18 protein-coding genes and 1 pseudogene are annotated in these 22,498 nt (G+C 60.2%); 10 read left to right on the top strand and 9 right to left on the bottom strand.

From position 1 onward, the window contains the following. Positions 1-17: 17 nt before the first annotated feature. The 3 genes from ATY79_RS08925 to ATY79_RS08910 form a co-directional block, all read right to left on the bottom strand. Entirely contained in the window at positions 18-1,010 is a 993-nt protein-coding gene (locus ATY79_RS08925) for an LLM class flavin-dependent oxidoreductase (RefSeq protein ID WP_088703583.1), read from the bottom strand. A gap of 394 nt (positions 1,011-1,404) precedes the next feature. Continuing rightward, positions 1,405-2,244 carry a DUF6030 family protein gene (locus ATY79_RS08920; RefSeq protein WP_088703558.1) on the bottom strand — a complete coding sequence of 280 codons (840 nt, stop codon included), beginning with the start codon at positions 2,242-2,244 and terminating at the stop codon, positions 1,405-1,407. 429 nt (positions 2,245-2,673) lie between these two features. Beyond that, positions 2,674-3,393: a GntR family transcriptional regulator gene (locus ATY79_RS08910; RefSeq protein WP_088703556.1), complete on the bottom strand. Its 720-nt coding sequence runs from the start codon at positions 3,391-3,393 to the stop codon at positions 2,674-2,676. Positions 3,394-3,609: 216 nt separating this feature from the next. Here ATY79_RS08910 and ATY79_RS08905 point away from each other — a divergent pair, with 216 nt between their 5' ends. The 4 genes from ATY79_RS08905 to ATY79_RS08890 are packed head-to-tail and all read left to right on the top strand — an operon-like array spanning position 3,610 to position 8,537. Next, on the top strand, positions 3,610-4,365 hold the full coding sequence (locus tag ATY79_RS08905; protein WP_088703582.1) for an ABC transporter ATP-binding protein: 756 nt from the start codon (positions 3,610-3,612) through the stop codon (positions 4,363-4,365). Between the two features lie 13 nt (positions 4,366-4,378). Next, positions 4,379-5,374: an ABC transporter substrate-binding protein gene (locus ATY79_RS08900; protein ID WP_088703555.1), complete on the top strand. Its 996-nt coding sequence runs from the start codon at positions 4,379-4,381 to the stop codon at positions 5,372-5,374. A 10-nt stretch (positions 5,375-5,384) separates the two neighbouring features. Continuing rightward, the gene (locus tag ATY79_RS08895; RefSeq protein WP_088703554.1) at positions 5,385-6,155 is read left to right on the top strand and encodes an ABC transporter permease; all 771 of its coding nucleotides are present in this window, start codon (positions 5,385-5,387) and stop codon (positions 6,153-6,155) included. Positions 6,156-6,167: 12 nt separating this feature from the next. Further along, entirely contained in the window at positions 6,168-8,537 is a 2,370-nt protein-coding gene (locus ATY79_RS08890; RefSeq protein ID WP_088703553.1) for a hypothetical protein, read from the top strand. A gap of 401 nt (positions 8,538-8,938) precedes the next feature. Here ATY79_RS08890 and ATY79_RS08880 read toward each other — a convergent pair. Next, a pseudogene (locus ATY79_RS08880) lies at positions 8,939-9,174 on the bottom strand (DUF1778 domain-containing protein). Positions 9,175-9,344: 170 nt separating this feature from the next. On the opposite strand from ATY79_RS08880, the gene ATY79_RS08875 reads away from it, so the two are divergent. The 3 genes from ATY79_RS08875 (at position 9,345) to ATY79_RS08865 (ending at position 10,833) form a co-directional block, all read left to right on the top strand. Continuing rightward, positions 9,345-9,782 carry a curlin gene (locus tag ATY79_RS08875; protein ID WP_088703552.1) on the top strand — a complete coding sequence of 146 codons (438 nt, stop codon included), beginning with the start codon at positions 9,345-9,347 and terminating at the stop codon, positions 9,780-9,782. Positions 9,783-9,846: 64 nt separating this feature from the next. Continuing rightward, a complete protein-coding gene (gene csgH / locus ATY79_RS08870) occupies positions 9,847-10,245 on the top strand; it encodes a curli-like amyloid fiber formation chaperone CsgH (RefSeq protein WP_088703551.1) in 399 nt (132 codons plus the stop codon). Between the two features lie 174 nt (positions 10,246-10,419). Beyond that, positions 10,420-10,833 (top strand): curlin, encoded by a 414-nt coding sequence (locus ATY79_RS08865; protein WP_088703550.1) that lies wholly within the window; start codon positions 10,420-10,422, stop codon positions 10,831-10,833. Between the two features lie 527 nt (positions 10,834-11,360). Here ATY79_RS08865 and ATY79_RS08855 read toward each other — a convergent pair. Together ATY79_RS08855 and ATY79_RS08850 are read right to left on the bottom strand one after the other, a co-directional pair. Beyond that, positions 11,361-14,486 (bottom strand): hypothetical protein, encoded by a 3,126-nt coding sequence (locus tag ATY79_RS08855; protein WP_088703548.1) that lies wholly within the window; start codon positions 14,484-14,486, stop codon positions 11,361-11,363. Between the two features lie 60 nt (positions 14,487-14,546). Further along, positions 14,547-16,571: a hypothetical protein gene (locus ATY79_RS08850; protein ID WP_088703547.1), complete on the bottom strand. Its 2,025-nt coding sequence runs from the start codon at positions 16,569-16,571 to the stop codon at positions 14,547-14,549. Between the two features lie 949 nt (positions 16,572-17,520). Between ATY79_RS08850 and ATY79_RS08835 the strand changes: the two genes are divergently transcribed. Continuing rightward, the gene (locus ATY79_RS08835; RefSeq protein WP_141105712.1) at positions 17,521-17,922 is read left to right on the top strand and encodes a hypothetical protein; all 402 of its coding nucleotides are present in this window, start codon (positions 17,521-17,523) and stop codon (positions 17,920-17,922) included. 41 nt (positions 17,923-17,963) lie between these two features. Next, positions 17,964-18,407, top strand: a complete 444-nt coding sequence (locus ATY79_RS30800; protein WP_189637982.1) for a hypothetical protein — start codon at positions 17,964-17,966, stop codon at positions 18,405-18,407. A 113-nt stretch (positions 18,408-18,520) separates the two neighbouring features. On the opposite strand, the gene ATY79_RS08825 is transcribed toward ATY79_RS30800, so the two are convergent. Continuing rightward, positions 18,521-19,195 (bottom strand): glutathione S-transferase family protein, encoded by a 675-nt coding sequence (locus tag ATY79_RS08825; RefSeq protein WP_088703543.1) that lies wholly within the window; start codon positions 19,193-19,195, stop codon positions 18,521-18,523. Positions 19,196-19,245: 50 nt separating this feature from the next. Then, positions 19,246-20,004, bottom strand: a complete 759-nt coding sequence (locus ATY79_RS08820) for an SDR family oxidoreductase (protein ID WP_088703542.1) — start codon at positions 20,002-20,004, stop codon at positions 19,246-19,248. A 171-nt stretch (positions 20,005-20,175) separates the two neighbouring features. Here ATY79_RS08820 and ATY79_RS08815 point away from each other — a divergent pair, with 171 nt between their 5' ends. Beyond that, positions 20,176-21,075 carry an AraC family transcriptional regulator gene (locus ATY79_RS08815; protein ID WP_088703541.1) on the top strand — a complete coding sequence of 300 codons (900 nt, stop codon included), beginning with the start codon at positions 20,176-20,178 and terminating at the stop codon, positions 21,073-21,075. 62 nt (positions 21,076-21,137) lie between these two features. Here the strand turns inward: ATY79_RS08815 and ATY79_RS08810 are convergent, their stop codons facing one another. Continuing rightward, complete coding sequence (locus ATY79_RS08810) at positions 21,138-22,361, bottom strand: ATP-binding protein (protein ID WP_088703540.1); 1,224 nt, start codon at positions 22,359-22,361, stop codon at positions 21,138-21,140. Positions 22,362-22,498 lie beyond the last annotated feature (137 nt).

Here is a 22,498-nt window from a genome sequence, read left to right as displayed (position 1 = left end):
CGATCTCCTTGGAAAGGTCAGGCGACGAGGGAAAGGCGCTCGACGGCGAGCAGCTCGATGGAGGCAAGGCGCTCAGCGACTGAAAGCGCGGGCGTGTCGAGCACGAATTCCTTGACACCGTAGCAGCGGTGAAGCTCGTCCAGTTCCTTGCGGATCTGCTTTGCCGTGCCGTGCAGCACACTCGGCACTTTTTCCTCGATGCGGTAATCAGTGACGCCGACCTGCCGGGCAAATTCGGCCGCCTGCTCCTCGCTGCCGACATTGACGGTCTGGCCGTTCGGTAGGAACACCTTGACGATGCGCAAGCCTCCGACACGCTCGCGGGCATAGTCCTCGCTTTCGGCGGCGAAGGCTGCAAGCGCCAGGATGGGACGCTTGCCGCCCGATGCCCGCTCATAGGCTTCGAAGGTCTTGCGCAGATTGTCGGGATCGCCATTCAGGTGGCCGGCGAAGACAAGCTCCCAGCCCTTCTCGGCCGCGAGTTCGGCGCTTTCGACGCTGGCGCCGAGCAAGAAGCGCTCCGGGGCCGTCGGCGGGAAAGGAGTCGCCTGCGCACCGTCATACTTGGGGTCGGCGGAGAGATAAGTGTTGAGATCGGCAAGCTGGCTCGCGAAATCCGGCTTTCTCGCCGGATCGACGGCAACCTGCAAGGCGCGCGTCGACAACGGAAAACCGCCCGGCGCCTTGCCGACGCCGAGATCGACACGCCCCGGCGCAAGCGATGCCAGAAGATTGAAGGTCTCGGCAACCTTGTAGGCGCTGTAGTGCTGCAGCATGACGCCGCCGGAGCCAACACGGATCCTTGATGTCCTGGCGAGAAGATAGGCGATCAGCGCTTCCGGCGCGGAGCTCGCCAGATTGGGCATGCTGTGATGTTCGGCGACCCAGAAACGGTGATAGCCAAGCTCCTCGGCTCGGGCGGCGATCGTGAGCGTCGCCCGCAGCGCGTCCGCCGCGGTGAGGCCCTGATCGATCGGGCTTTTGTCGAGAAGGCTGAGGAGATAAGTCATGGCGCCACGATCACTCACTGGTTGCATATTTAGTCTATAAAATCAGTAGACAAATTTCATTATAAGAAATGGCATTCTCTTTCAGCCACGCTCAGGGAAAAAAGTTAGCCGCGGCGAAACGCGTGAAACAGACGCGGAAAATCGCTGCCCGACGAGCAACTCGAATGGATTTTTGCTTTTTGGAGATTGAAAAAATCGCACTCGATCAGTCAATCAATCGAGTGGTTCTCGTCCTTTAATCGGGAATGGAAATCACCAACCGACCGTGGCGCAACTAAGCGATCCCATCAGGGGCGAGTAGCGGCCTGCCAGCGTGATCGCTCAAGATCGCTGGAGCTGGCGATGCACAGTGGCATTCCCAGCTCGATCTCAGATTGCGACTGGTGCTTGCGCGTTATTGAACGCAATCGGCTGAAAGGGATGTGACCGGGCGGTCCATGAGAATGATGTTCGCAGGAACACTGCGGAGGTCTCTCGTGGCCAGCCGTCGGTCTGTCGAAAAAAAGGTCTTGGTCCTCATCTGCGAATCAGAGATCGCCTTGAGACCAAGAGCAAAATTAAAGCTATTTTCGCTGCCAGCTTCGCGCGTGAAGCTAAGATGCGCTCCGAATCGTTCGTATTCGACGGTGCGTAGGTTTTGGATTGACGTAAGTGCGTCCTCGAAATCAGGCCAGCACGCCTGTTTCACAATGATCTCGAAAATGCGCAGGACGGCCGGGGACAGACGCCCCTGAGCGTCTGTGTCTGGCCCAACGAGCTTGGCGCCGATTTCCATGATATCGCCGATTTCATTTCCGCGAACCCTGAGGTAGGTCGAGCTCAGAGGACGTACTTCGTTCCGTTCATAGATGCGCTGAAAATAACATTCGTAATTGCGGTTGCGAATCGATGCGGATTTCCATTCGCTCATCTCGATGCCTGCCTCTCGAAGTGCGCCGCAAATGTGAGGCCCCGAGACCCGCCACGTCCGCAAAAACTGACTTGCCAACTCCAGCTTCGGGATCTCCATCAGGTACGGCGATATAGATATCGAGGGGAACGGAGAAGGAGCCGCCGTATCAGGCCGGACCGCCATGCGAGATGATCGAGCAGTCTTGTCAAGGGTTCCGGATTGAAAGAGCCCGACAGCATCTTCGAGTTGGCGGATTTCACTGTAGTAAACAACGATACCCGCAAGCGGCAAAAATGCTATCAAAAGCGCTGGCCAAAGCAGCCAGCGGCGGTTGCTCCGCATGGGGAACCTCCAATGCCAAGCTAGGCAAGCCGACTCACCTTTCAACACCACGATTTTGGTGTTGAGCGTATCCACCGTCAAGCGAAGCTCGGCGTAAGGCGTTCGCACTCTCGCTAAAGGCTGTCCAACATTCGATTTCCCAAGATAAGTCAGGCATTTTCTGGGAGATTCCATCGACTTTGGCCAATCATCTGGCCGATGTTATCGCGAGTGCAGTGGCTCCCTCATCACAACATGGTCAGCTTGATCAAACAGGCAATTGGCGATGACGCTCCGTCGGTCTTCTCGGTGAATTCTCGCGAACTTCTGGTCTCGCCACTATTATGTGTATGTTCTTTTCTCGCCTTGAACGGATACGAACCGTTGATCTTGAAATCAGCGATGCCAGAGCCGCGCTGGCAGATGATCTTCTTTTCTCCAGGTCCTCGATCAGGCGGACATTCGACTGCCAAGGACAAACTTGTATCGCTCGGGCCTGATGAAGAATTCCGACCACTCGGCGCAGGCGCCATGATCGAAATATGAGGTTCGTTCGAGGACAAGCAAGACCGCATCCGTGGCAGCGCCGATCAACGACGATATTCGAGAGGGGACGGCGCGCGCGCAGATCGCGATGTCGGCGGAGGCAATATCGGCGCCCGATTTGTCTTTGAGGAGAGCATAAGTCGGCTGTCGTTCGACCGTTTCCAAGTCCAGTTCGGACATGACGGCGGGCAAGAAGCTTCGACCCAAGGCAATGGGCTCGTCGTCGACCACGTGAAGACGTTCCAACAGTGTGCATTTTGCTCCAAACAACGAGACAAAGGCAGGCGGCGTTTCAATCGCTGTCAGTTCGACGATCCGCATCGTGGCATCAAAGCCCTGCACTTTCAGCGACTCGTGAAAGCTGCGCAGGGTATCGATTTGATGGCGGACCTGCTTGCCGACAACGAAAGTGCCCTTGCCTTTCCTGCGCTCGATCAGCCCGTCCTTATCGAGCTGATCGAGCGCGAGGCGGACAGTCACGCGGCTGACGTTGAAACGTTCCATGATTTGCGACTCCGATGGCAGTCGCCCGGAGGGCTCGAATGTCCCTTCGGCGATCTCGCGACGAAGGCGATCGGCAATCTGGAGATACATCGCCACCGGGTTGTTGCGTATCAGGCTCATCTGTTTTCCATCGGGGTTAAAAAGACCACGGACTCTTGCAGCTTTGGAATAGCGTTCTCCTTTGCTGCGGGACAAGGGAAGGCTCCTCGTTGATAGCCTGTATTATAATGTATTACAAACTGGGGCAATTCAAACGTCGGATTATTCAAACGCGATATGGCATTTGTTTCCCCAGCTCGGCAGCTTTCACGCGGTGCCACCTTTTCGGTGAATGGCATGGATTTCGCCTATCCCGAAAGCCGGCGCAGCATATTCGAACGTTTTTCGCTCGAAGCCCGTCCGGGAGAATTCGTAGCAATCCTCGGTCCTTCCGGCTGCGGCAAATCCACATTGCTCAATCTCTTGTCCGGTTTCCTGCGCCCACAATCGGGAAATGTCACCATAGACGGTGCGCCGGTTGCGCCGGAACATCCGGCACTCGGATATGTGTTCCAGTCTCCCAACCTTTTCCCCTGGCTGAGCGTCCTGGAAAATATCCGCTTCGGCCTTCGTATGAATCGCAGGGGATCGCCACAGGAGCAAAGGGCCATCGCCCAGCATTTTCTGCGGCTTGTTGGCCTCGAAGAACATGCGGAAGAGCCGCCTCACCGATTGTCGGGCGGCCAGCGTCAGCGGGTCGCGCTTGCGCGTTCGCTGGCGCTTGAGCCGCGCCTTCTGCTCATGGATGAGCCGTTCGCAGCGCTCGACGCCATGACGCGCTCAGCCCTCAACGACGAACTGCTCCGCATCTGGTCGAGTTTGGGCCAGACAGTACTGTTCATCACGCATGACATCGACGAGGCGGTCTATTTGGCGGACCGGGTCCTGGTTCTCGGTCTGCCTCCGGCCGGCATCACGGCCGAAGTGACAATCGATTTGCCGCGTCATCGCAACCAGCGAAGCACACGCGCGGATCCTTTGTTTGCGCAACTGCGCGAGCGGCTCGCCGAGCAAATCGCCGCAGTCATGACCAGCCATCAACGCGCTACCTGAAGGGAATCATCCGATGAAACATATTCTACCCGCAGCTCTTCTCGCGCTTGCTGCTGCCTGGCCCGCTGGTGCGCAGGAACCCCCACCGCTTCGCATCGGCTGGGTCCAGGCGATGGCGAACGCGCCAGCTCTCATCGCCGAGGAGGAAGGTTACTTTCGCGAAGAGGGTCTGAAGGTCGAGCTCAAGGGTTTTGGCGACGGCCCCGTCATTCAACAGGCCGTGGCGGGAGGGGAAATCGATGTGGCCTATATCGGCGCCCCACCCGTCTATCAATGGGCCGCGCGCGGTCTCGAAGCGAAGATCATCGCCAAAGTGAACTATGGTCAGGCAGCCTTGATCGCGAAGGCCGACGCCTCAATTCAGTCGCTCTCGGACCTCAAAGGCAAGAAACTCGCCGGCGTCAACAGAGGAAGCGGCATGGACGTGCTGCTGCGCGGTTTCGTCCTGAAAGAGACTGCCGGTCTCAATCCGGACACTGACCTGCAACTATCGCAGATGCCGGTGGGCAATATGAACGCAGCGCTTGATACAGGCGTGGTGGATGCAGCCTTTTCATGGGAGCCCTTCATCAGTCAGTCGGTGCTCCGCGGCGCTGGCCGCGTTGTATTCGACGTGAACGGCGCTCTGCCGGGCTATCCATGGTATGTCGTGGCAGCGCCCGCTAGAACCCTGAGGGAGCGGCCGGACGACCTCGTCAAATTGCTGCGGGCCAATGCCAAGGCCATCGCCTTTCTACGGGAGCACCCCGAAGAGGCCAATCGGATCATCGCACGGAGTTTCAAGCTGGAATCCGTGAAGGCCGCCGACGGCAGCGTCGTTCCGCCGGAGGCGATCGTCGCCGAAGCCAGGAAACGCCTTGGCTGGTCCGCCGAAATCGAGCCGTCCGACCGTGCCTTCATCCAGCGGCTCATCAACTACTCCGTTGATCTTGGCATCCTCAATAAACCGCTGAATGTCGACGACATCATTGACGACAGTTTTGCCGCCAAAGCGGCCGCTCAACGCTGAGATTCGATCGATGACGAAATTGACAGCGCGGCTGCGTTTTCCGCAGCCGTCCTGGCGCTGGGCAGCGCTTCCCTTTCTGCTTGCCGGGTGGTGCCTCGCTGCCAGCCGGGTTCCGTCTTACGTGCTGCCACAGCCCTGGGAGGTGGCAGCCGAGGGGCTGCGCTGGATCCAATCCGGCGAACTCGGCCGCCAGTTTTGGGCCAGTTTGTTGCGTGAATTCGGCGGCTTCGGCGCGGCGATCCTGGCGGCCGTGCTGATCGGCGTGTCTGCCGGGCTTTGGCGGCCGTTCCGTGAGTTCGCCCAGCCTCTACTCGGCCTTTTCATGGCGATCCCTCCAATCGCCTGGGCGCCGCTCTCCTTGATCTTCTTCGGCCTCGGCTATCTCTCGATCGCCGTTGTCATATTCATCGCATCGGCTTTTCCGATGGCCGTGACGATCCGGGAAGGCGTGCTTTCCATTGGCAATGGGGAGGTGCGCGCAGCCCGCATTCTGGGTGCCAAACGGTTTCAACTGCTGGCCCATGTGTATCTTCCTGCCTCCCTCCCCTTCCTCATCGCCGCATTACGCATCGGCTTTGCCCAGGCATGGCGGGCGCTTGTCGCGGCCGAGATGATCGGCGCCTCCCAAGGAATCGGTTGGATGGTCGCCATGGGCGGACAGGTCGGCAATTCGGCACAGGTGCTTCTCGGCATCGCGCTGATCGGATTCACCGCGTGGCTCATGGAGAGCCTCGTGTTTCGACGTATAGAGCGCCACTACGAAGGCTGGCGCGGACAATAACGGACTTCTCCCATGACAGAGACTTTGCAACACAAGGCATCCGAGGCAGCCGTACATTCCCCAGCGGGCCTTGCCGCCTACTTCGACACGCTTCCGTTCCTCGGACGGCTCACCTGTCAGAAACAGACACTGACCGCTGGCGAATGGACCGAACTGGAACTCGTCTATGAGGTTGGCGCTGTTGGCCTTGCCGACGGCGCATGGCTGAAGCTCGCCTTCAAATTCTATTCCGATTGGGCCCTGTTCCAGACAACGGATCCGACGGGCGCCAACTACGTTTCCGCCGAATATCACGCCGGGCCACTGGCTCCTGGCCAGAGTCCGGCAACGGTGCAGGCGCTGAAGGTGCGCTTCGACCAAAAGGGACACCAGCGTCCTTTCCAGAAGGCCATCATCGTCGATGTCGTCGATGGCTACATCAATCCCGGCGACAGGATCGTCATCCGTCTCGGCGATCGGCGACAAGGCGGCGCCGGCACGCGCGTGCAGACGTTCGTCGAGAAAGCATTCCGATTCCGGCTGTTTATTGATCCGTTGGGCAGCTCGAAATTTGCAGAAGTGCCAGGCGACTGCAAACTCGAAATCCTGGCCGGCCAGCCCCACGCTCTTCAGGTCATTGCGCCGCGCCTTGTTGGCCTCGGTCAATCCTTCGATGCGATCGTGCGCGTCGACGACATATGGGGAAACACCTGCCATGACCGCAAATTGCGGGGCAGGCTCGTGATCACTGCTCCAGACACGACCCAACGCACGCAGCCGATCGCGCTGGCTGCAGAGGATTGGACGTTCGCGCGGATTTCCGGCCTTTCCTTCACCGAAGCCGGCGAGTGGAAACTGGAAGCACGGCTGGACGATGAACCTTTCGTCGCCGTCGCCTATGTACAGAGCGAAGACGGCGCCATGCGTCCACTCTACGCTGATCTGCACGTTCACTCCGACGACACTGTCGGAACCAACGACGCGACTTACAATCTCACCTACGGACGAGACATCGCCGGGCTTGACGTGGTGGGCTACACCGTCAACGACTTCAACATCACCGAAGCGAACTGGAACAAGGCCGTGGAGATTATCCATGGCCTCAACGAGCCCGGCCGCTTCGTCTGTTACCCGGGCACCGAGTGGTGCGGCAACTCCGCAGCCGGCGGCGACCGCAACGTCATCTTCCTTCGTGATGGCAAGCCGCGCTTCCCCTTTGATGAAAAAGGGCAATCCCTTCGCTCTTTCGAATGGAATGAGACGACCGCCGGAACGATCCGACCCGGCGTGTGGCCAGTAGACCGGCTTCATGCCGCCTATGAGGACGATCCGGCGGGCCATTTGCTGATCCCGCATGTGGGCGGCCGGCGCTGCATTCTGGATTGGAATCATCCGGGGCTGGAACGTCTCATCGAGATTGGTTCCGCCTGGGGACAATTCCATTGGCTCTACACCGAAGCACTCGCGCGCGGATACAGGGTTGGCGCATCGGCTGCGAGCGACGAGCACCAAGGCCGGTGCGGCGGCGGCGCACCGGCAACAGGAACGTTCGGGTCGCGCGGCGGACTGACGGGCGTCATTGCCGACCGCTTCGACCGGGCCGGCGTGGGTAGCGCACTCCGGGCACGGCGCACGTTCGCCACGACCGGTGAACGCAGCTTCGCCGCGCTATGGCAAGGACGGCATTTCATGGGCGAGGTGTTCAACGCTGAACCCGAGGCGCCGCTCTCCTACCGTCTGCTCGGCCATGCCGGCTGGGAAGAGGTTCAACTCTATGACGGCGATCGCCTTGTGTGGAACCGCGATCTACATGCGGAGGCGGGCCTCAGCGAACGCAGCGTCCGCATCCGTTTCGGCGGCGCGCGCATCAAGGATCGCTATCGGGCAGCCTATTGGAGTGGCGCAGTCGCCGTGACCGGCGCGGCACTTCTCGATGCGCACGGAGTTGGCTTTGACCACCCTGAGCAAAGCGTATGGCGTACCGGACTCGGCAAGCTCGGCTTTCGAACGGCAACACACGGCGATGTCGACGGAATTGAGCTCACACTTTCGGACCTAAACGACGCTCACATTACCATCGACGCCAAAATCCACGGCTACAGCAAAATCGGTGACCCGCTTCAACCGCCACCGCATGTACATGCCCCCGAAGCACGGCTGGAAGTCAGCGGGAAGGATCTGAGAGCAAAGGGCTCGGTCACACTCGATCTGCCAGGCGTCGAGCTGCGTCTTATCGTGGATAGGATTACGGACCAAACACTGCCGAGAGATCTTGCGGATGAGATTTCGCTCAGCAAACTCGAGCTTGAGCCGCGACGAGAACATCCGTTGTTCCTGACAGCGCGACAGCGCGACCAATCCCGCATCTGGACATCTCCATTGTTCTTGAAGCCTTGTAGTTGATGCTCCTAGACGCAATGGTTGACGGTGGCCCCCCGCCCCGTCGGCCTGCTGGCTTTTGATTATTGCAGATCATAGTGGCTTGTTCGGTGGCGGCCATTGCCACTTGTTTGGCAGAGGCCGGCCCGGGTCGATCGGCTTACCCTATACAGCCACGATGGTCGGTGAGCATCGCCACGAACACAGAGACCTTAGGCGGCCGAAAGCGGGCGGCCCCCACTGGACGATCTGCAAGCGCCCGCTTTTCCAATAGACGATTCAGCGAGCGCCCGATCTTGCGCTGACTACACCCTTGATTTGAATGGAACGGGCGCGGCGACGCAGCCAGTCCTCCAGTTCGGGGACGCCGGAATTGAATTTGGCCGGCTCATGATGATCGGCTAGGGGTGCCGGTGCGCTGAGGGTCACGCCTCATCCCACGGCGCTTTAGTCGACATGGTGCGTGTTAGACGCTCATTGAGCTGCGCAGGCGCGTCGAGCGGGCAAGGTATTCGGCATAGATTTCGGGGCTTACCGTGAAGATAGTGCGGTCGAGCAGCACCTCCTCGCCACGGCGCTCGGAAGCCTCCAACATGAAATCTGTGCGCGTCTTACCGAGCAACTCAGCGGCGCGATCGATCAAGTTGCGGGTCGCAGGCATTTCGCGCCGTCCTATTTCGCCGCATTTAGCTCATCTGCACTTGATGGGATCAGGTCGATAAACCCGCGAATGAACCCCGACTGAATGGTGCCTTCAGCTCCGGTTCCAACGAGGGCGCCTAGAAGAAAGACGTTCAAACGCGGTCCTATCCGCCTGAGGAGACACAGTTCATGATCCGCACGTCTTTCATTGCAACCGCACTCGTCGCTCTCGTTGGCCTTACCGCCGCAGCTCCCGCCATGGCCAACGATGTGCGTATCGAACAGTATGGCTGGTCGAACTCTGCCGGTGGCACGCAGGAAGGGTACGGAAACCGGATCAGAACCTACCAGAGCGGTGGCTATAACCGGATTATCGGCCATCAATATGGTCGCCATAACCTTTCAGCTGTCGGTCAGGAAGGCAATGACAACTATGGCGCCACATATCAGAACGGCGACCGCAACGTGGCTGGTATCGGCCAGTTTGGCTCCAACCACACGACCATCCTTACCCAGGATGGCAATGGCAACATCGCGGCTGGTGTCCAGGTCGGTCGTGGGTGCAGCGCCAACGTCAGTCAGGGCGGCAACGGCAATGTCGCGGCCTTCGTCCAGGCCTGCCCGTAAGCGACCCCATGCTGACGCAACACGAGGTCAAGATCGCAACAGCAGACCATTAGGGAGACGACTCATGCCAAATAGCGTCAAACATCAACGCCGCCTGATGGCGATTCTCGCGCTGGTCCTGCTTCCCGCTGGCGCCGTTGCGGCCGTGACGACTGCCAACCAATCTGAAAAGACGCAGCTTTGCGAAATCAAAGCAACACCTGGAGCAGGTATAGTGAGACTGGATGCGCTGGTCCACGCCGACAAGCATGTCGGGGGGACTTACACCTTCCATGTCGAGAAATCAGGAGAAGGCGGAAGCTCTACGATCAACCAGAGTGGCGATTTTGATGCCATAGCGGGACATGCGGCAACCCTCGGCACCGTCTCGCTCGACTCCAAAGGAACCGAATACAAGGCGACACTGGATGTCGTAATTGGGGATAAGAGTTTCAGCTGCACGAAGCAGTTGCGCAGCAACTAATCGGACTCCACACTCTGCAGATCTCTTTAAAAGGGCGCCGGTTTCTGGCGCCCTTTTTGCTTTCAATCAGGCCGAAATGACTGAACGACAACTGAACGGGCAATTCCGAATGGGTTCAGCTTAAAGGTGCGAAAGTTGGTCATCGGCTGAGGCAGCCGGCAAATGGAGATCAGGATGACCCGCAACGTGTTTAAGATCCTTACCGTCACTCTTCTTGCCGCGAGCCTGGGGCAAGTAGCCTTGTCAGTGCCCGCCTATGCCGGCGGCCGGATCTCGTTCAACCTTGCCCCGGACAATGCCGAGGATGCGGGTCTTTTCTCAACCGGGCTACGCGTCTATTCGCTCTACCGCGGTCTGAAAGACGCCGACATTAGGCAGTTGGGCCGGAGTAACGCAGCTGGCATTGCGCAGGTTGGCCGTGGCAACCTCGGCTTCATCCAGCAACGGGGCAATGGTCATTCCGCAACCTTGCGGCAGAATGGCAACAACAATGCCTATGGCATTTTCCAGTATGGGCGAAATACTGAAACCGACGTGGTACAGGATGGGGATAACGGCAGTGGCGCTACCGTCAGCTATGGCTGGTAAGGCAGTTCACAACAGTCACGAAGGCGATGTCACGTTGTTTCATCAACGCCTGGACAAGGCGCTTGCCGTAATTCAGGCAGAAGTCCTCCTCGCACAATTCCGGCCTTCCGACGACGGTTCGGCAAGATCTTTACCCTCCGCACCGGCTATGACTGCTCTTGAGTGGAAACGAACCTTCGACCCCGATCCTGGCAAAGTTGCTTAGGCGATCCCAGGAGTTTCCCGAAAAAGCATCGGCTCGCGAGTGCTCACGCGCCCGATGGCGCTGGCAGGTGTGATAGGCGAGTTTCATGATGGTCAGCTCAACTGTGCCGAGCGGAGCGCGCTGCCGGATCTGGTGCTCAGCGCATCCAATCGGCCAGCATATTCTGCGCGGCCGGCACGAGGCGACAAGCGATTTCAGACTGGAGACGAGTTGACACGGCCCGATTACCCAATCGTCGAACTGCCTTGGGTCGCTCGTCTGGATAATCGGCGTTCGACGCTGTGAAAGCCCGTTTCTCCAGGCACGTCGCCGGCGGCCTGCCTCAGGCCGGAGCTTCAACCCACAGGTCACCGCTCTTGACCCATTTCGGCAGCGTGCCGCCTTCCGTGTCGATTTTCCGGCCCTGCCGGGCAATGACGAGTGATGTCGGGACCGTCACCTGGAAGTCCATGTCGGAGTGATGCGTCCCATCCAGCGCCACCCCGAATGCGGCCCGCGCTTCATCGACGTAGGGCAAATAGAGGTCGTCTCCGATGTGCGGCATGCCACGGCCGAAAAACGGTTCGCGTGTCATCATATAATGATCGACTGCCGCTTCAAAGCCGGGGCGAACCGGCACCTGCACCCGGGCAGCACCGGACTTCAGGAACTCTGCCATGGTTTCGTCGCCCGAGGCAAAGGACAGTTTGAGCGCCCAGTCGCGCCTCCTGCCAAAGAAATAAGGGTAGAGCACGAACGTCATGTTCTCCCATTCGAAAGCCTGCGAGAGAAACAGGATCTCGGGCGCCGTTTCCGACAGGCTCTGGAAATCGGTGCGCGGAACGACATCGGGCACCGCGCCGTCATTTACCAGGTCGAGGTTCAGGCTCTGGTTCCTGAACACCTCGATCGCGAGCCGCTGCAGCTCATGCTTGATGAGCGATCGCGTCGAGCTCGGGTTTCGTCCGAATAATTTGTCGGCAACGCTCGGGTTCTCGAAGTCGATCTGCGACTGGTACTCGCGCCATTCGGCGAGCTTGGCATCGTAGGCGCTCCTAATTGCCGCGAATGCGGTGCGGCGCCACTTGTCGATCGTCGCCGGGCTCGGCCTGGTCCTGATCGTGACGTTGACGGCAAAGGAACTGTAGTCGTCGACGGCGATCGCAGCCTGAAGCTTCTTGACGGTCGATCCTAATTGATCCGTCGCGAACGTGATGGGCAACGGGCCGTCGGGGACTTCGTCATTCTTGATGTTTTGCGTGAACACGCGCTGGCTCGCTGATGCCAGCGTGACACCGATCATGGGTTTTTGATTTTCGCCCCGGGCGCGCACGGTCAGCCAGCCATCAACCAGCTGGTGGCCTGGCGCGATATCTATTTCCTTGGTCTCGGCGTAGAAATTGTCCTGGGCGCTGGCGTCCGACGAGTGCGTGAATGACACGCTGACGAGCGCCGGCTCGGGAAAGGCCTCAATGTCTTCGGTGACGCCATATTGGGCGCACAAGGCCGCGACCGTCGCCGGATCGAGGAGGCGCACGGACACTGTGAGCGGGTACGGCCTTTCGACCAGGTGCGGCGTCTGGGCGGCTGGAGCCGTTGCCCCCGCGATCACGCCGGCCGCAGGTTCCGGCACGACGACTTCGTACATGGTTCGGTTGCCGTACGACCAGACTTCATTGGTGAAGACCTTGTCGAGCCATTGATAGACCCCGACCATAGGCTCGGTCAGTTCCTCGCCCGAAAATTTATGGATGTTTGTCTCTTCGACTTCCTCGAGGATTCGCAGAGTCCGCTCGGACCGGACGCGCTCGGTGACGCGCTGGCGGGCCGTTTCGACGACTTCGCTCGCGACTTTCTGGGCAGTCTTGGTTGCTGTCTCCGACGACGTCGAACCCTGGACCTGCCCCGCCGCGGTAAATTCTATCTTGCCGTAGTCGCCCGACACCTGCGCTGAAGCGCCGTAGTCGAATTGCCGCTTGATCGTGGATTGCACTTCACGCTCGAGCTCCGCGCGCGTCGTCGTTTGAAGGCTTTTCTCGTCCTCCCGCTCGACTGACGTCTCGTCGACCGTGGTTTCCTCCCTCTGCTGGAGCCGCCGGTGGTTCCGCTCCCGCGTCTCGCCACGAAGCACGTTTTCAATGTGCGAGACTTCGCCCGACCGGTAGCCTAGGATCTGCTGCTTGATGACGAATAATTGGCCGACACCGGCTGGCAGGAGCATGCTGGGCCCCAGGTCCGCCTCTTCCGGTTCGGGCTCGGTGGGCGGCTGGCCAGGCCAGCCCGCCTCGGTCAGCAGATTGTCCCAGTCGATGTTGAGCCCGGGCGGGATCTTGATGCCCCCCAGCGGCTTGAACGGTGGGTCCCCGGACGGCCTTTTCACGGGCGATGAGGCGACAACGCCGATGCCGGCGACAAAGCCCATGCGCCTCTCGGCAGGCTGGAAGGCGGCGGCGGACGTTTCGAGCGTCGCCTTCTCATCTTCCAGCGCGCTTGCGAGCTGTTCCACGGGATGGGCCGCCGGATCGAGATTGAGCGAGGAAAGTAGCTTGCGCGTATCTGGCGCCAGTTTCTTCAGTCCCTGTTCGGTCAGGCGCAAGCCGCCGTCCATGGCAGATCGGGAAGCCTCCGAGATGCGCGACCCCTCTACAGGGGCCGCCCAGCGGGCAGTGAACGCACTGCCGACCGACGCGGCGATCTGTTCGTCAAACGGCGAGTCCGGTTTCCGGCGCGTGACCAGCTTGGGGAGGTTGACGCCGCTGGTCCCCTCCCTGACGGTGAAATGGTCGGAATTGACGGGCACGCTGCGCAAGTCTGCCAGGCCCGCCTCGATTTTCGTTAGCCTCTCCTGCTGGTCGACGAGGATTTTGAGCTTGGCGCTCGCACGCTCGATTGCAGTCTTTTGCTTCTCTTCGGTCCGATCGGGCAGCGGCGCCGCGGAGCTTCGCGAGAAAGGCGCCGGGAGCATCATTGGCGCGCGCAGGAATGCCAGTGTTTTTGGAGCGGCGGGATCGCCGCCGGCGATGCTGTCGATCGCAGCCTTGGCCTGCAGCAGCGCCGCAAGCTCGGCAAGCGGGCGCGGCCCTCCGCCATAGGCGAGCTTCAAGACCAATATGCTATCGCTGATCTTCCGCCGCGTTGGCGCCCAATCTGCCGCCACAGTCACTTTGGCGGCCGTTGTCCCGAACGCCGACTTGACGAGCGTGGCGGCGTCCGCGGCCGGATCCGCTTCGGCAAGCCTTCGAAATTCGAGCAGTTGCGCTGATTGCGGGACGTCTTCGACCCGTTGGAAGACATTCGCCGGCGCAGACCCGAACTTCGCGAGTGCCTTGCGGGCCGCGGCATAATTTTGCCGGGTAACGAGGCTCTGCAGCTTGTCCGATGGGACGAGCTCGATGACTGGAGCGTCAGCCAGAACTTCCGGCTCGCGTACGACCATCAGCCGCATGAGTTCTGAAGCATTTGTCGTCATGGCTTCGCCTCCCGTGAATTGAGGCCCCCGGGCTCCGTGACAGCCCAGGAAGGCCGGCTGCTATGTCATTGGCCAGGGGCTCCTCGTCAGTGTCCAGGGCGTGGGTTTCGCCTTCTCCATCAACCCCAGCGATGCCTTCGTGGTCCTGTTCTTCTTTGAATAATCCGCCCCCTCGTACACCTCGTTCCATTCCATGTGCCTGGCTTGCAGTTCGTCCGGGCACCACATCGTCGCAAGGCTGTCGCAGCAGTCGGCGCACGGACTGAAGCCGCCGCCCGGCCGAGTCAGGCTTTCATTCCAGAAGAAGATGTCCTGGATCGCGGCCTGCCAGTCGCGCTCCCTGCGCTGCGCATCGAGGAAGTTTTGGACTTGCTTCTCGGCGTGGCCCTTCTTGTCCAGTGGATCCCAGCGCGTGGCGACAATCCCGAAGACATGGACGAAATCCTCGTCCGTGGCAGGCAGGAAGACGACCCCAGAGCCGGTCGAGGAGATAGGGCTGAGCTCCACGAACCGGTATTTCGTCCGTCCCGTATTGCCTTCGTAAACGATGCGTGTGGAGTCGATGCCCTTGAGATCCTTCACGAGCCTTGTCTTGCCATCCAGCTCATGCGTCGCCGGGTCGAACAACGGCTTGTCCTTCTGGGCGCCTTGGATAAGCGCAAAGCAAATCACCATGGTACGGCTCTTCATCGTGGATCTCTTGGGAAACGGTTCTCTACCCGCCAGGAATATGTCCCGCGCGATCTTGAGGAACTGGGGAACATCGCCCCTGCCCATGCGGTCGCTTGCCCCCTTGTGCTGCGGCCGCAGCTTGAGGCGGCTCACGCACAGCTGCTGGACCTCTGCGTTCTGGCACATCTGCGGATGCTTGCGATATTTGGCGTTCGGCTGAAGGTCCGTCCGTGTGATCGGCACCAACTTGTCGACATCGCCGAGCCAGCCCACTGAGCTGAACGTCGGGACAGTGCCGTCACCACCGGTCTTGTTGAGCGTCATGATGAAGCCCGAGCTGTTCCTGGCTCGCCTCATGCCGTCGTTGGTCGGAAGGTCGATGGTGCTGACGATGTCATAGGTGATGTCGTTCCTGATAAGCCAATATTCGAGGCTGGCAGGTTCGCGCAGTAGCGCGGACATTTCGCCGAGAATATCGAGCGCGGCTTCGCCGCTCGGCTTGTGCGTTATGGGCTTGAACGTCTCTGTATATTTCTCCTTCTTCTTGGGATTGCCCGGGGCTTCGACGAAGTCGTAGCGCGGAAACAGTTGGATGATGGACGAGTGATGCTCGACCAGCCGGTTGAGGTTTTTTGATGCAATCGAGGCGGATAACGCGGCCGGAGCCGTCGCCGCGGCGGCATCTTCGCACGTTACCCATGTGCTCGACAGTGAAGGGTCCGGCAGGAATTTCTTCGCACCGGTGAAGTGGCCGAATGCGTTGGGTGCGCCCTTGTGCGGCACTCCGACGAGCACGGCGTGGCGGACGACCAAGGACCCGCAGGTACGCGGGTCTTCAATGAAGAGGCGGGCAATGAGCCCACCCAGGCTGTGCCCGACCAGCATGACTCGTTTTTGTTCGCCGGGTTTTGAGCTCGGGACCTTGCCACCAAACCATTCATTCAGGATGGCGTCCTGGAGCTGGCGCACTGCGACTGACGCGCTGAGGCGCCAGTCATAGGGGAATTGCAGGACCGAGGCCCCCGCATATTCGAGCTTCTGGATGAGCTTGAAATATGGGATGGACTGCCAGGGGTCGGAGCCCCTACCGCGATGGATGATCAACTCCGTCGGGCTGGTTGCACGGACAACACCTGCATCCTTGTATCCATTGCCGCTGGTCATCAGGTCGAGCCAGCCGTCGAAATCGGCAAGCCAGTGCAGGAACGCGGCGCGGCCCCAGATGGAATTGGATTCATCGCCGCAAAGCACATTGCCCCGGCTGCGAAGGTCGTCGCGCCATCGCTCCATTGCTTCCCAATGCTTGGCGCAAAGCGCCTCGGCATCGGGTTTGCTGATCGAGGTATCCGCGAGCGCGGAGCCAAGGAGGCCCGGGATGACAACGACGCGGGGATTTTGGGCGCTCGGCTTCATGGTTCAATTCTCCCTGGCCACAGGCCCAAGCGAGCCTTGATGGACGGGATTGACGTTATTCGGGAGTTTAGGGCGCGATGCATGCCAGTGTCGTCTCCCGTCTCACCGAGCGCCGCCGCCTTAAATCAAATTAGCATCACCGCGAAATCACATGGACGCCAGCGTCACCTGCCACCATGGCCAACAGTCTGAGTAGGGCAATAGTCGGCGGCGCCGGAGATCGGACCGAAAGCAGGCCATAGACTACGCCGACCCGAGACTGGCGACAAGCGAAACAAGATAAGGTTGAAACTGACTCATAGGCGCAACTCCCGTTGGATGGTGGTGCGCAGGAACTCCTCAAGGCTCTCGTTCGCGCCCGGACGAACTTCATGGCGGCCGGCCCGATCACCGTCCCGGGGGCAGAGGGGTTCTCCCCTGCAATAGGGGGAGAAAAAAACAGCTATCGCTCTATCGCTATTTTCCATTTTGCGGTCTGCCTGAACCAGGAAATTTCCGGCTTTGTTGGTCTCTCGCGGTCGTCCCATAGCGGCAGGCTTGCCTATTGAGGGAACGGATGAAAGCGCCGCCGATCACCTTGTCCGCCATTTCGATGTGTCGTACCGCACCGGCGCTGAGGTCTTAGCAGAACATTTGGATGTCCACCACTTCGCTTCCGTTCGGGATAGCAAGAAAGGACCGAGGAGAGGGATGTTGAGACCGACGATTGCTGAAGTGTGCCGGCTCCGGATTGACCGTTCGCGGCACACGGTAATGGAGTTCCCCTTTGCTGCCTTCTCGGGTACTATTTAGGTTCTGGCTCGAGCCAATCGCAGCGTAAGCTAACGCCTAACAGATCAATCCTTTGAGTAGAAAAGTTGATTTCGCCTAACGGAAGGCGCCTTGAAAGTTTCAGAACCGAAGCGAGGGGAACGGCGTGTCGGCGACTGCTCATTCCGGAACGGCTCCCTTGGCGATGCCGGACGCAGCAGAAGTCCGTGATCAGCTCCGCCGCATCATGGAGAGCCCGGATTTCGACGCCACCGACCGGACGCGCCGGTTCCTGGCTTATATCGTCGAAGAAACGCTCGCCGGGCGCTCCGAAAGGATAAAGGCTTACGCCATCGCGACTCAAGTTTTCGGGCGAGATGCCACCTTCGATGCGCATTCGGATCCAATTGTGCGCATAGAAGCCGGACATCTTCGCCGGACTCTCGATCGCTTCTACCTGACGGCCGGTGCGTCGGAGCTGTCGTCATCTCTGTGCCGAAGGGCAGCTATGTCTCGAAGTTTGAGACGCGCCGTGTACGGGAGCAAGCCGCTCCTCGAAGCCAGCCGATACGATGGAAGCGCGCGCTTGCGTTTGCAGTGATGGCCGCTGTCACCCTGCTGGCATGGGCTGGATTTGAGCGAATGGGTGGTGAGAACCGGCAGTCGCCCGCACTGCCCCGCCTTCTAGTGCGCTCCTTCGACAATCTGACCTCTCGGGACAACTCCCAGGCAATCGCACTAGGGCTGACGCGGGAGATCGTGGGGCAGATCGCGAAGTTTAAGGACATTGTTACCGTCGAGGAAAATGCGACACCGGCTCCCACGGCGAGTCCACGGTACGCACTTACAGGCGACGTCGAAATGACTGAGGACGGGTTTCGCCTCCGTGCGCGCGTCATCAACAGCGACGACAACTCCGTGATCTGGGCAAACAGCTATGACGGCGACTTGCGGGCCTCGAAGCTGATAGGTGTCGAAGTCGAAATCGCTCGCCAGGTCGCGAGTGCGCTGGGCCACAGTGTCGATCTGCTCGCGGTCCTGGAACTGGCCGTTGATTCCGCCGTGGGCGCCAGCCAGTCGTTCTGATATTCGATGAGGATCAGCGCGCTCCTGGCGCCGGCTTCGTTGGATGCGTGGTCAGTCATGATGTTACTCCTTTGTTTTGGATCATGTTCGGGTGCTCGCCCCTGCGGTCGGCGTCAGGCCGCGAGAAGCGCCTGATGCTGGCGCAGGTGCTCCCGGAAGCGCTCGGCATAGTCCTCGACCACCGCGCTCCTGACGCTCGGACGCGCCGCCAGCGCCGCCCGCCACGCCGAGACACGCGGGAAGCCTTCGAAAATCGCCTGCGACACCGCGGGATCGATGATCGCGAAATAGCGGAAGAGCGGGGCGTAGACCGCATCGACCATGCCGAAGGCGGCACCGGCGAAATACGACCCCGACCCCAGTTCGGCGTCCAGCTTCCGGAGCCGGTCGCGGAACGCGGCCCGCTTGGCGTTCGCCGTCGCCGGATCGGTGGCGTTGAGAAACTGCCAGCCATCGGCCAGGGTCTGCGTGGCGAACTCGATCCACGCGCGCTGCCGGGCGCGCAGCAGCGCATTGTCGGGATACATCGCCGCGCCGCCCTGCGTTTCCTCCAGATACTCGCAGATCGCCATGCTTTCGAAGAGGATGGCGTCCTCCTCCTCGGTCAGGTGCACCTTGAGCAGTGGAACCTTGCCGGTCGGCGACAGCGCCAGGAACCAGCCGGGCTTGGCAGAGAGGTCGACGTTGATCCACTCGAACGGCACGTTCTTCTCGAGAAGAACGATCGCGGCGCGTTGAACGAACGGGCAGAGCGGGTGGCTAATGAGTGTCAGGCTGGGGTCGGGCATGATGGCCTCTCGATGTGACGGCAATTCCGGATGAAGGGGCGGCGCGACGGTCAGATCGCCTGACCGCCCGAGATGTCGAAGGTGGTGCCGTTCGCCCAGCCCATGTCGTCGGACAGGATGGCCGCGACCGCGCCGCCGATGTCGTCGGGCTCACCGACACGGCCGAGCGCGATGGTCCCAGCGACATAAGCGTTGACGTTCGCATCATCGCGGACCACGCCGCCGCCGAAGTCGGTCGCGATAGCCCCCGGCGCGATCGTGTTCACGCGGATCTGTCGCGCGCCCAGCTCGACCGCCATGAACTTGGTCAGCGTCTGGATCGCCGCCTTCGCCGCCGCATAGAGGCCATAACCCGCCATCGTGACACGCACGAAGCCGGACGAGACATTCAGGATGCGCCCGCCATCGGCGATCAGCGGCAGCAGCTTCTGCGTCAGGAAGACCGGGCCGCGCAGATGCGTGTCGATCAGCGAGTCGAACTGTTCCTCGGTCGCGTCGGTCATCAGCGCGTACAGGCCCTGGCCGGCATTGTTGACCAGGAAGTCGAACTGCTCGCGGCCGAACCGGGTCTTCAGCGTGTCGGCGACCGTCTCGGCAAATACCGGGAAGCTCGCCGAATCGCCGACGTCGAGCGCGATCATCACGGCCTTGCCGCCCAGCGCCTCGATCTCCTGGCGCAGCGTATCGGCCTCTGCCGCGCCGCTGCGATAGGTGCCGATGATGGCGACGCCGCGCTTGGCAAGATGCAGCGCCATGCTGCGGCCGAGGCCGCGGCTGGCGCCGGTGATGAGTGCGATCTGTTTGGTCATGGTCTGTCCTTCCTGGAATGGTTTCGCCGGAATGCCGCACCGCTGCGGCGTCGTTCCCATGCCAACCAGATAAGCAGAGCGGGCCGCGCCCCGCCCGCCCAATGCTCTCAATCTATTGCCTGATTGTCTCAGGCTCTTTGCTTGTCCGAAAAACGGTGCCATAGAGGGGTCATGACCGAGCATCTCCAGCCGCATATCGACCTCGCCCTGCGCCACGCACGATCGGGGATAACCGTTACGCCGATCCAGCGACTGGAGATCGGCGTGGGGCAAGCAACATCAGGCACGGCGCCTTGCCTGTACCGCTCGATGATCTGCTTCATCCTGCAGGGGTCGAAGGATGTAGTGATCCACAATACTCTCTTGCGCTACGACTCCGCGCAGTATCTCGTCAGCGCGCTGGATCTGCCGCTGAGCGGCCAGATCCACGATGCCGATGACGGCCGGCGCTATGTCGCTGTGTCGCTCGTCCTCGACCGCGCACTGCTGACCGAGGTCGCGTCCACCATGCCGCCGGTGCGCGACGCCGATGCGCCTGGAATCGGTATCGCGATCAATCCGATGACCCCGTCGCTGCGCGACACGCTGCTGCGCCTGCTGGCGCTGCTCGACACGCCGGCCGACATTCCGGTTCTGGCGCCGATGGCGGAACGCGAATTGCTTTATCGTCTCCTGCAAGGCCCGCAGGGACGCCTGCTGCGCCATATCGCCCGGGCCGAGGGGGCGCTCGGCCGGATCCGGCGTGCGGTCGAGTGGATTCGCGATCACCAGACCGCGCGGCTGCGGATCGAGGCCCTGTGCGACGCAAGCAGCATGAGCCGTGCCAGCCTGCACCGCCATTTCGTGGCACTGACCGGGCTAAGCCCCATCCAGTATCAGAAGCAGCTTCGATTGCAGGAGGCGCGGCAACTGCTGCTCTCCGGCGACAGGACCGCTTCGGACGTAGCCTTCGCAGTCGGCTACGAAAGCGCCTCGCAATTCAGTCGCGAATATCTCAGGCAGTTCGGCGCACCCCCGGTGCGCGACATACGTCAGCTTAGACAGACGATCGGCAGCCCGGCAGCGGCGTAATCGGCCATCATGCATAGTCTTTGCGATGCTCGGCTGCCGAGATAAGGGCGCGAAGCCGAAGCCTAACGCCACAATGCCGATATTGGAACAGCGGACAAACGTTCCCCGAAAGGGATCACCTTGTGATGATCATACAAGACCATGCCGGAAACAAACCGTTCTCCGGATGCTTCGGCTAATATTCGCAATCCCGAAAAATCGGAATTCGACACGGATGCTGCCGCTTTTATCTCGATACCGACGATCCGCCCTCTTCTATCTTCGATGACGATATCGACTTCGTTCTGCTGCTTGTCACGAAAATGCGAAAACTCGAAGCGGGTTTGCCCGCCGCTGGCGAGTTTAAGGATCTCGCTAAGAACGAAAGTCTTCAGCAACGCCCCGAACTGACCCCTGTCGTCGCGCAAGCGGTCGAGAGAGAGGTCACGAAGGGATGCGAGAAGACCAGAATCGAGGAAGTGTATTTTCGGCGTCTTGGTCAGGCGTTTCAGTTTGTTCGAAAACCAGGGTTGCACGGTTCGAGCGAGGAACAGGTTCTCGAAGATGCCAACGTATTTTTGCGTTGTGATGTGGTTCATCCCGATGGCGGCGCCAATTCCGGAATAGTTCACGAGCTGTCCAGAATGTTCTGCCAGAATGCGTAACAGGCGCGGCATTTGAGCAATCTGCTCGATTTGCGCGACATCGCGAACGTCGCGTTGAACGATCGCCTGGATATAATCCGCATACCAGTCCTGTCTGCGGCTCAAGGTTTTGCGACCCAATGCCTCGGGATATCCACCGGCCAGAACCGCAGCCATCAGGTCGTCTCCGACGATTGGCTCTCCGGCCTTGGCTTCGTTTCGAAAGGCGTCGCGCAGGAAGCTGTTGCCGGCGGTTCTGATCTCGCTTTGTGCAAGCGGCAGCAATCGAACGACTTCCATGCGCCCTGCGAGCGAATCCGCCACGCGTGGCAGCGTCATGAGATTGGCCGAACCGGTCAGGAGGAAACGCCCTGGGCGCGGGTCAGTATCCACACTTTCCTTGATCGCCAGCAACAGCTCGGGAGCGCGCTGAATTTCATCGATGATGGCGCGATCCATACCTCTTACAAATCCAACTGGATCCTGTCGCGCTGCATCCAGGGTCGTGGCATTATCCAGCGTGTAGTACTCCATCCCCTCGTTGGCCATTTTCTTGGCCAACGTCGTTTTTCCTGCTTGTCGGGGACCTACGATCAGTACGACCCGCGTGTCTGACATGGCGTCGGCAACGCCTTGCTCAACGAGCCTTGGATACAGCGCCACAGCTTCATTCCTTTCGATGACTGTTTGAAACTACGGCTATGACCAATTGAAAGTCAAGGCATGACCATTTGAAATCTATATGGTGGCTGATTGAAACGTGAAAGTAAGTGGCGCGCCATGACGCATCCTTTCAAGAA

It is taken from the genome of Rhizobium sp. R693, assembly GCF_002211315.1.
In the GTDB taxonomy this organism is placed as follows: domain Bacteria; phylum Pseudomonadota; class Alphaproteobacteria; order Rhizobiales; family Rhizobiaceae; genus Rhizobium.
Note: the sequence above shows the minus strand (reverse complement) of the source record. Positions and strands in the feature narration are given on the sequence as shown.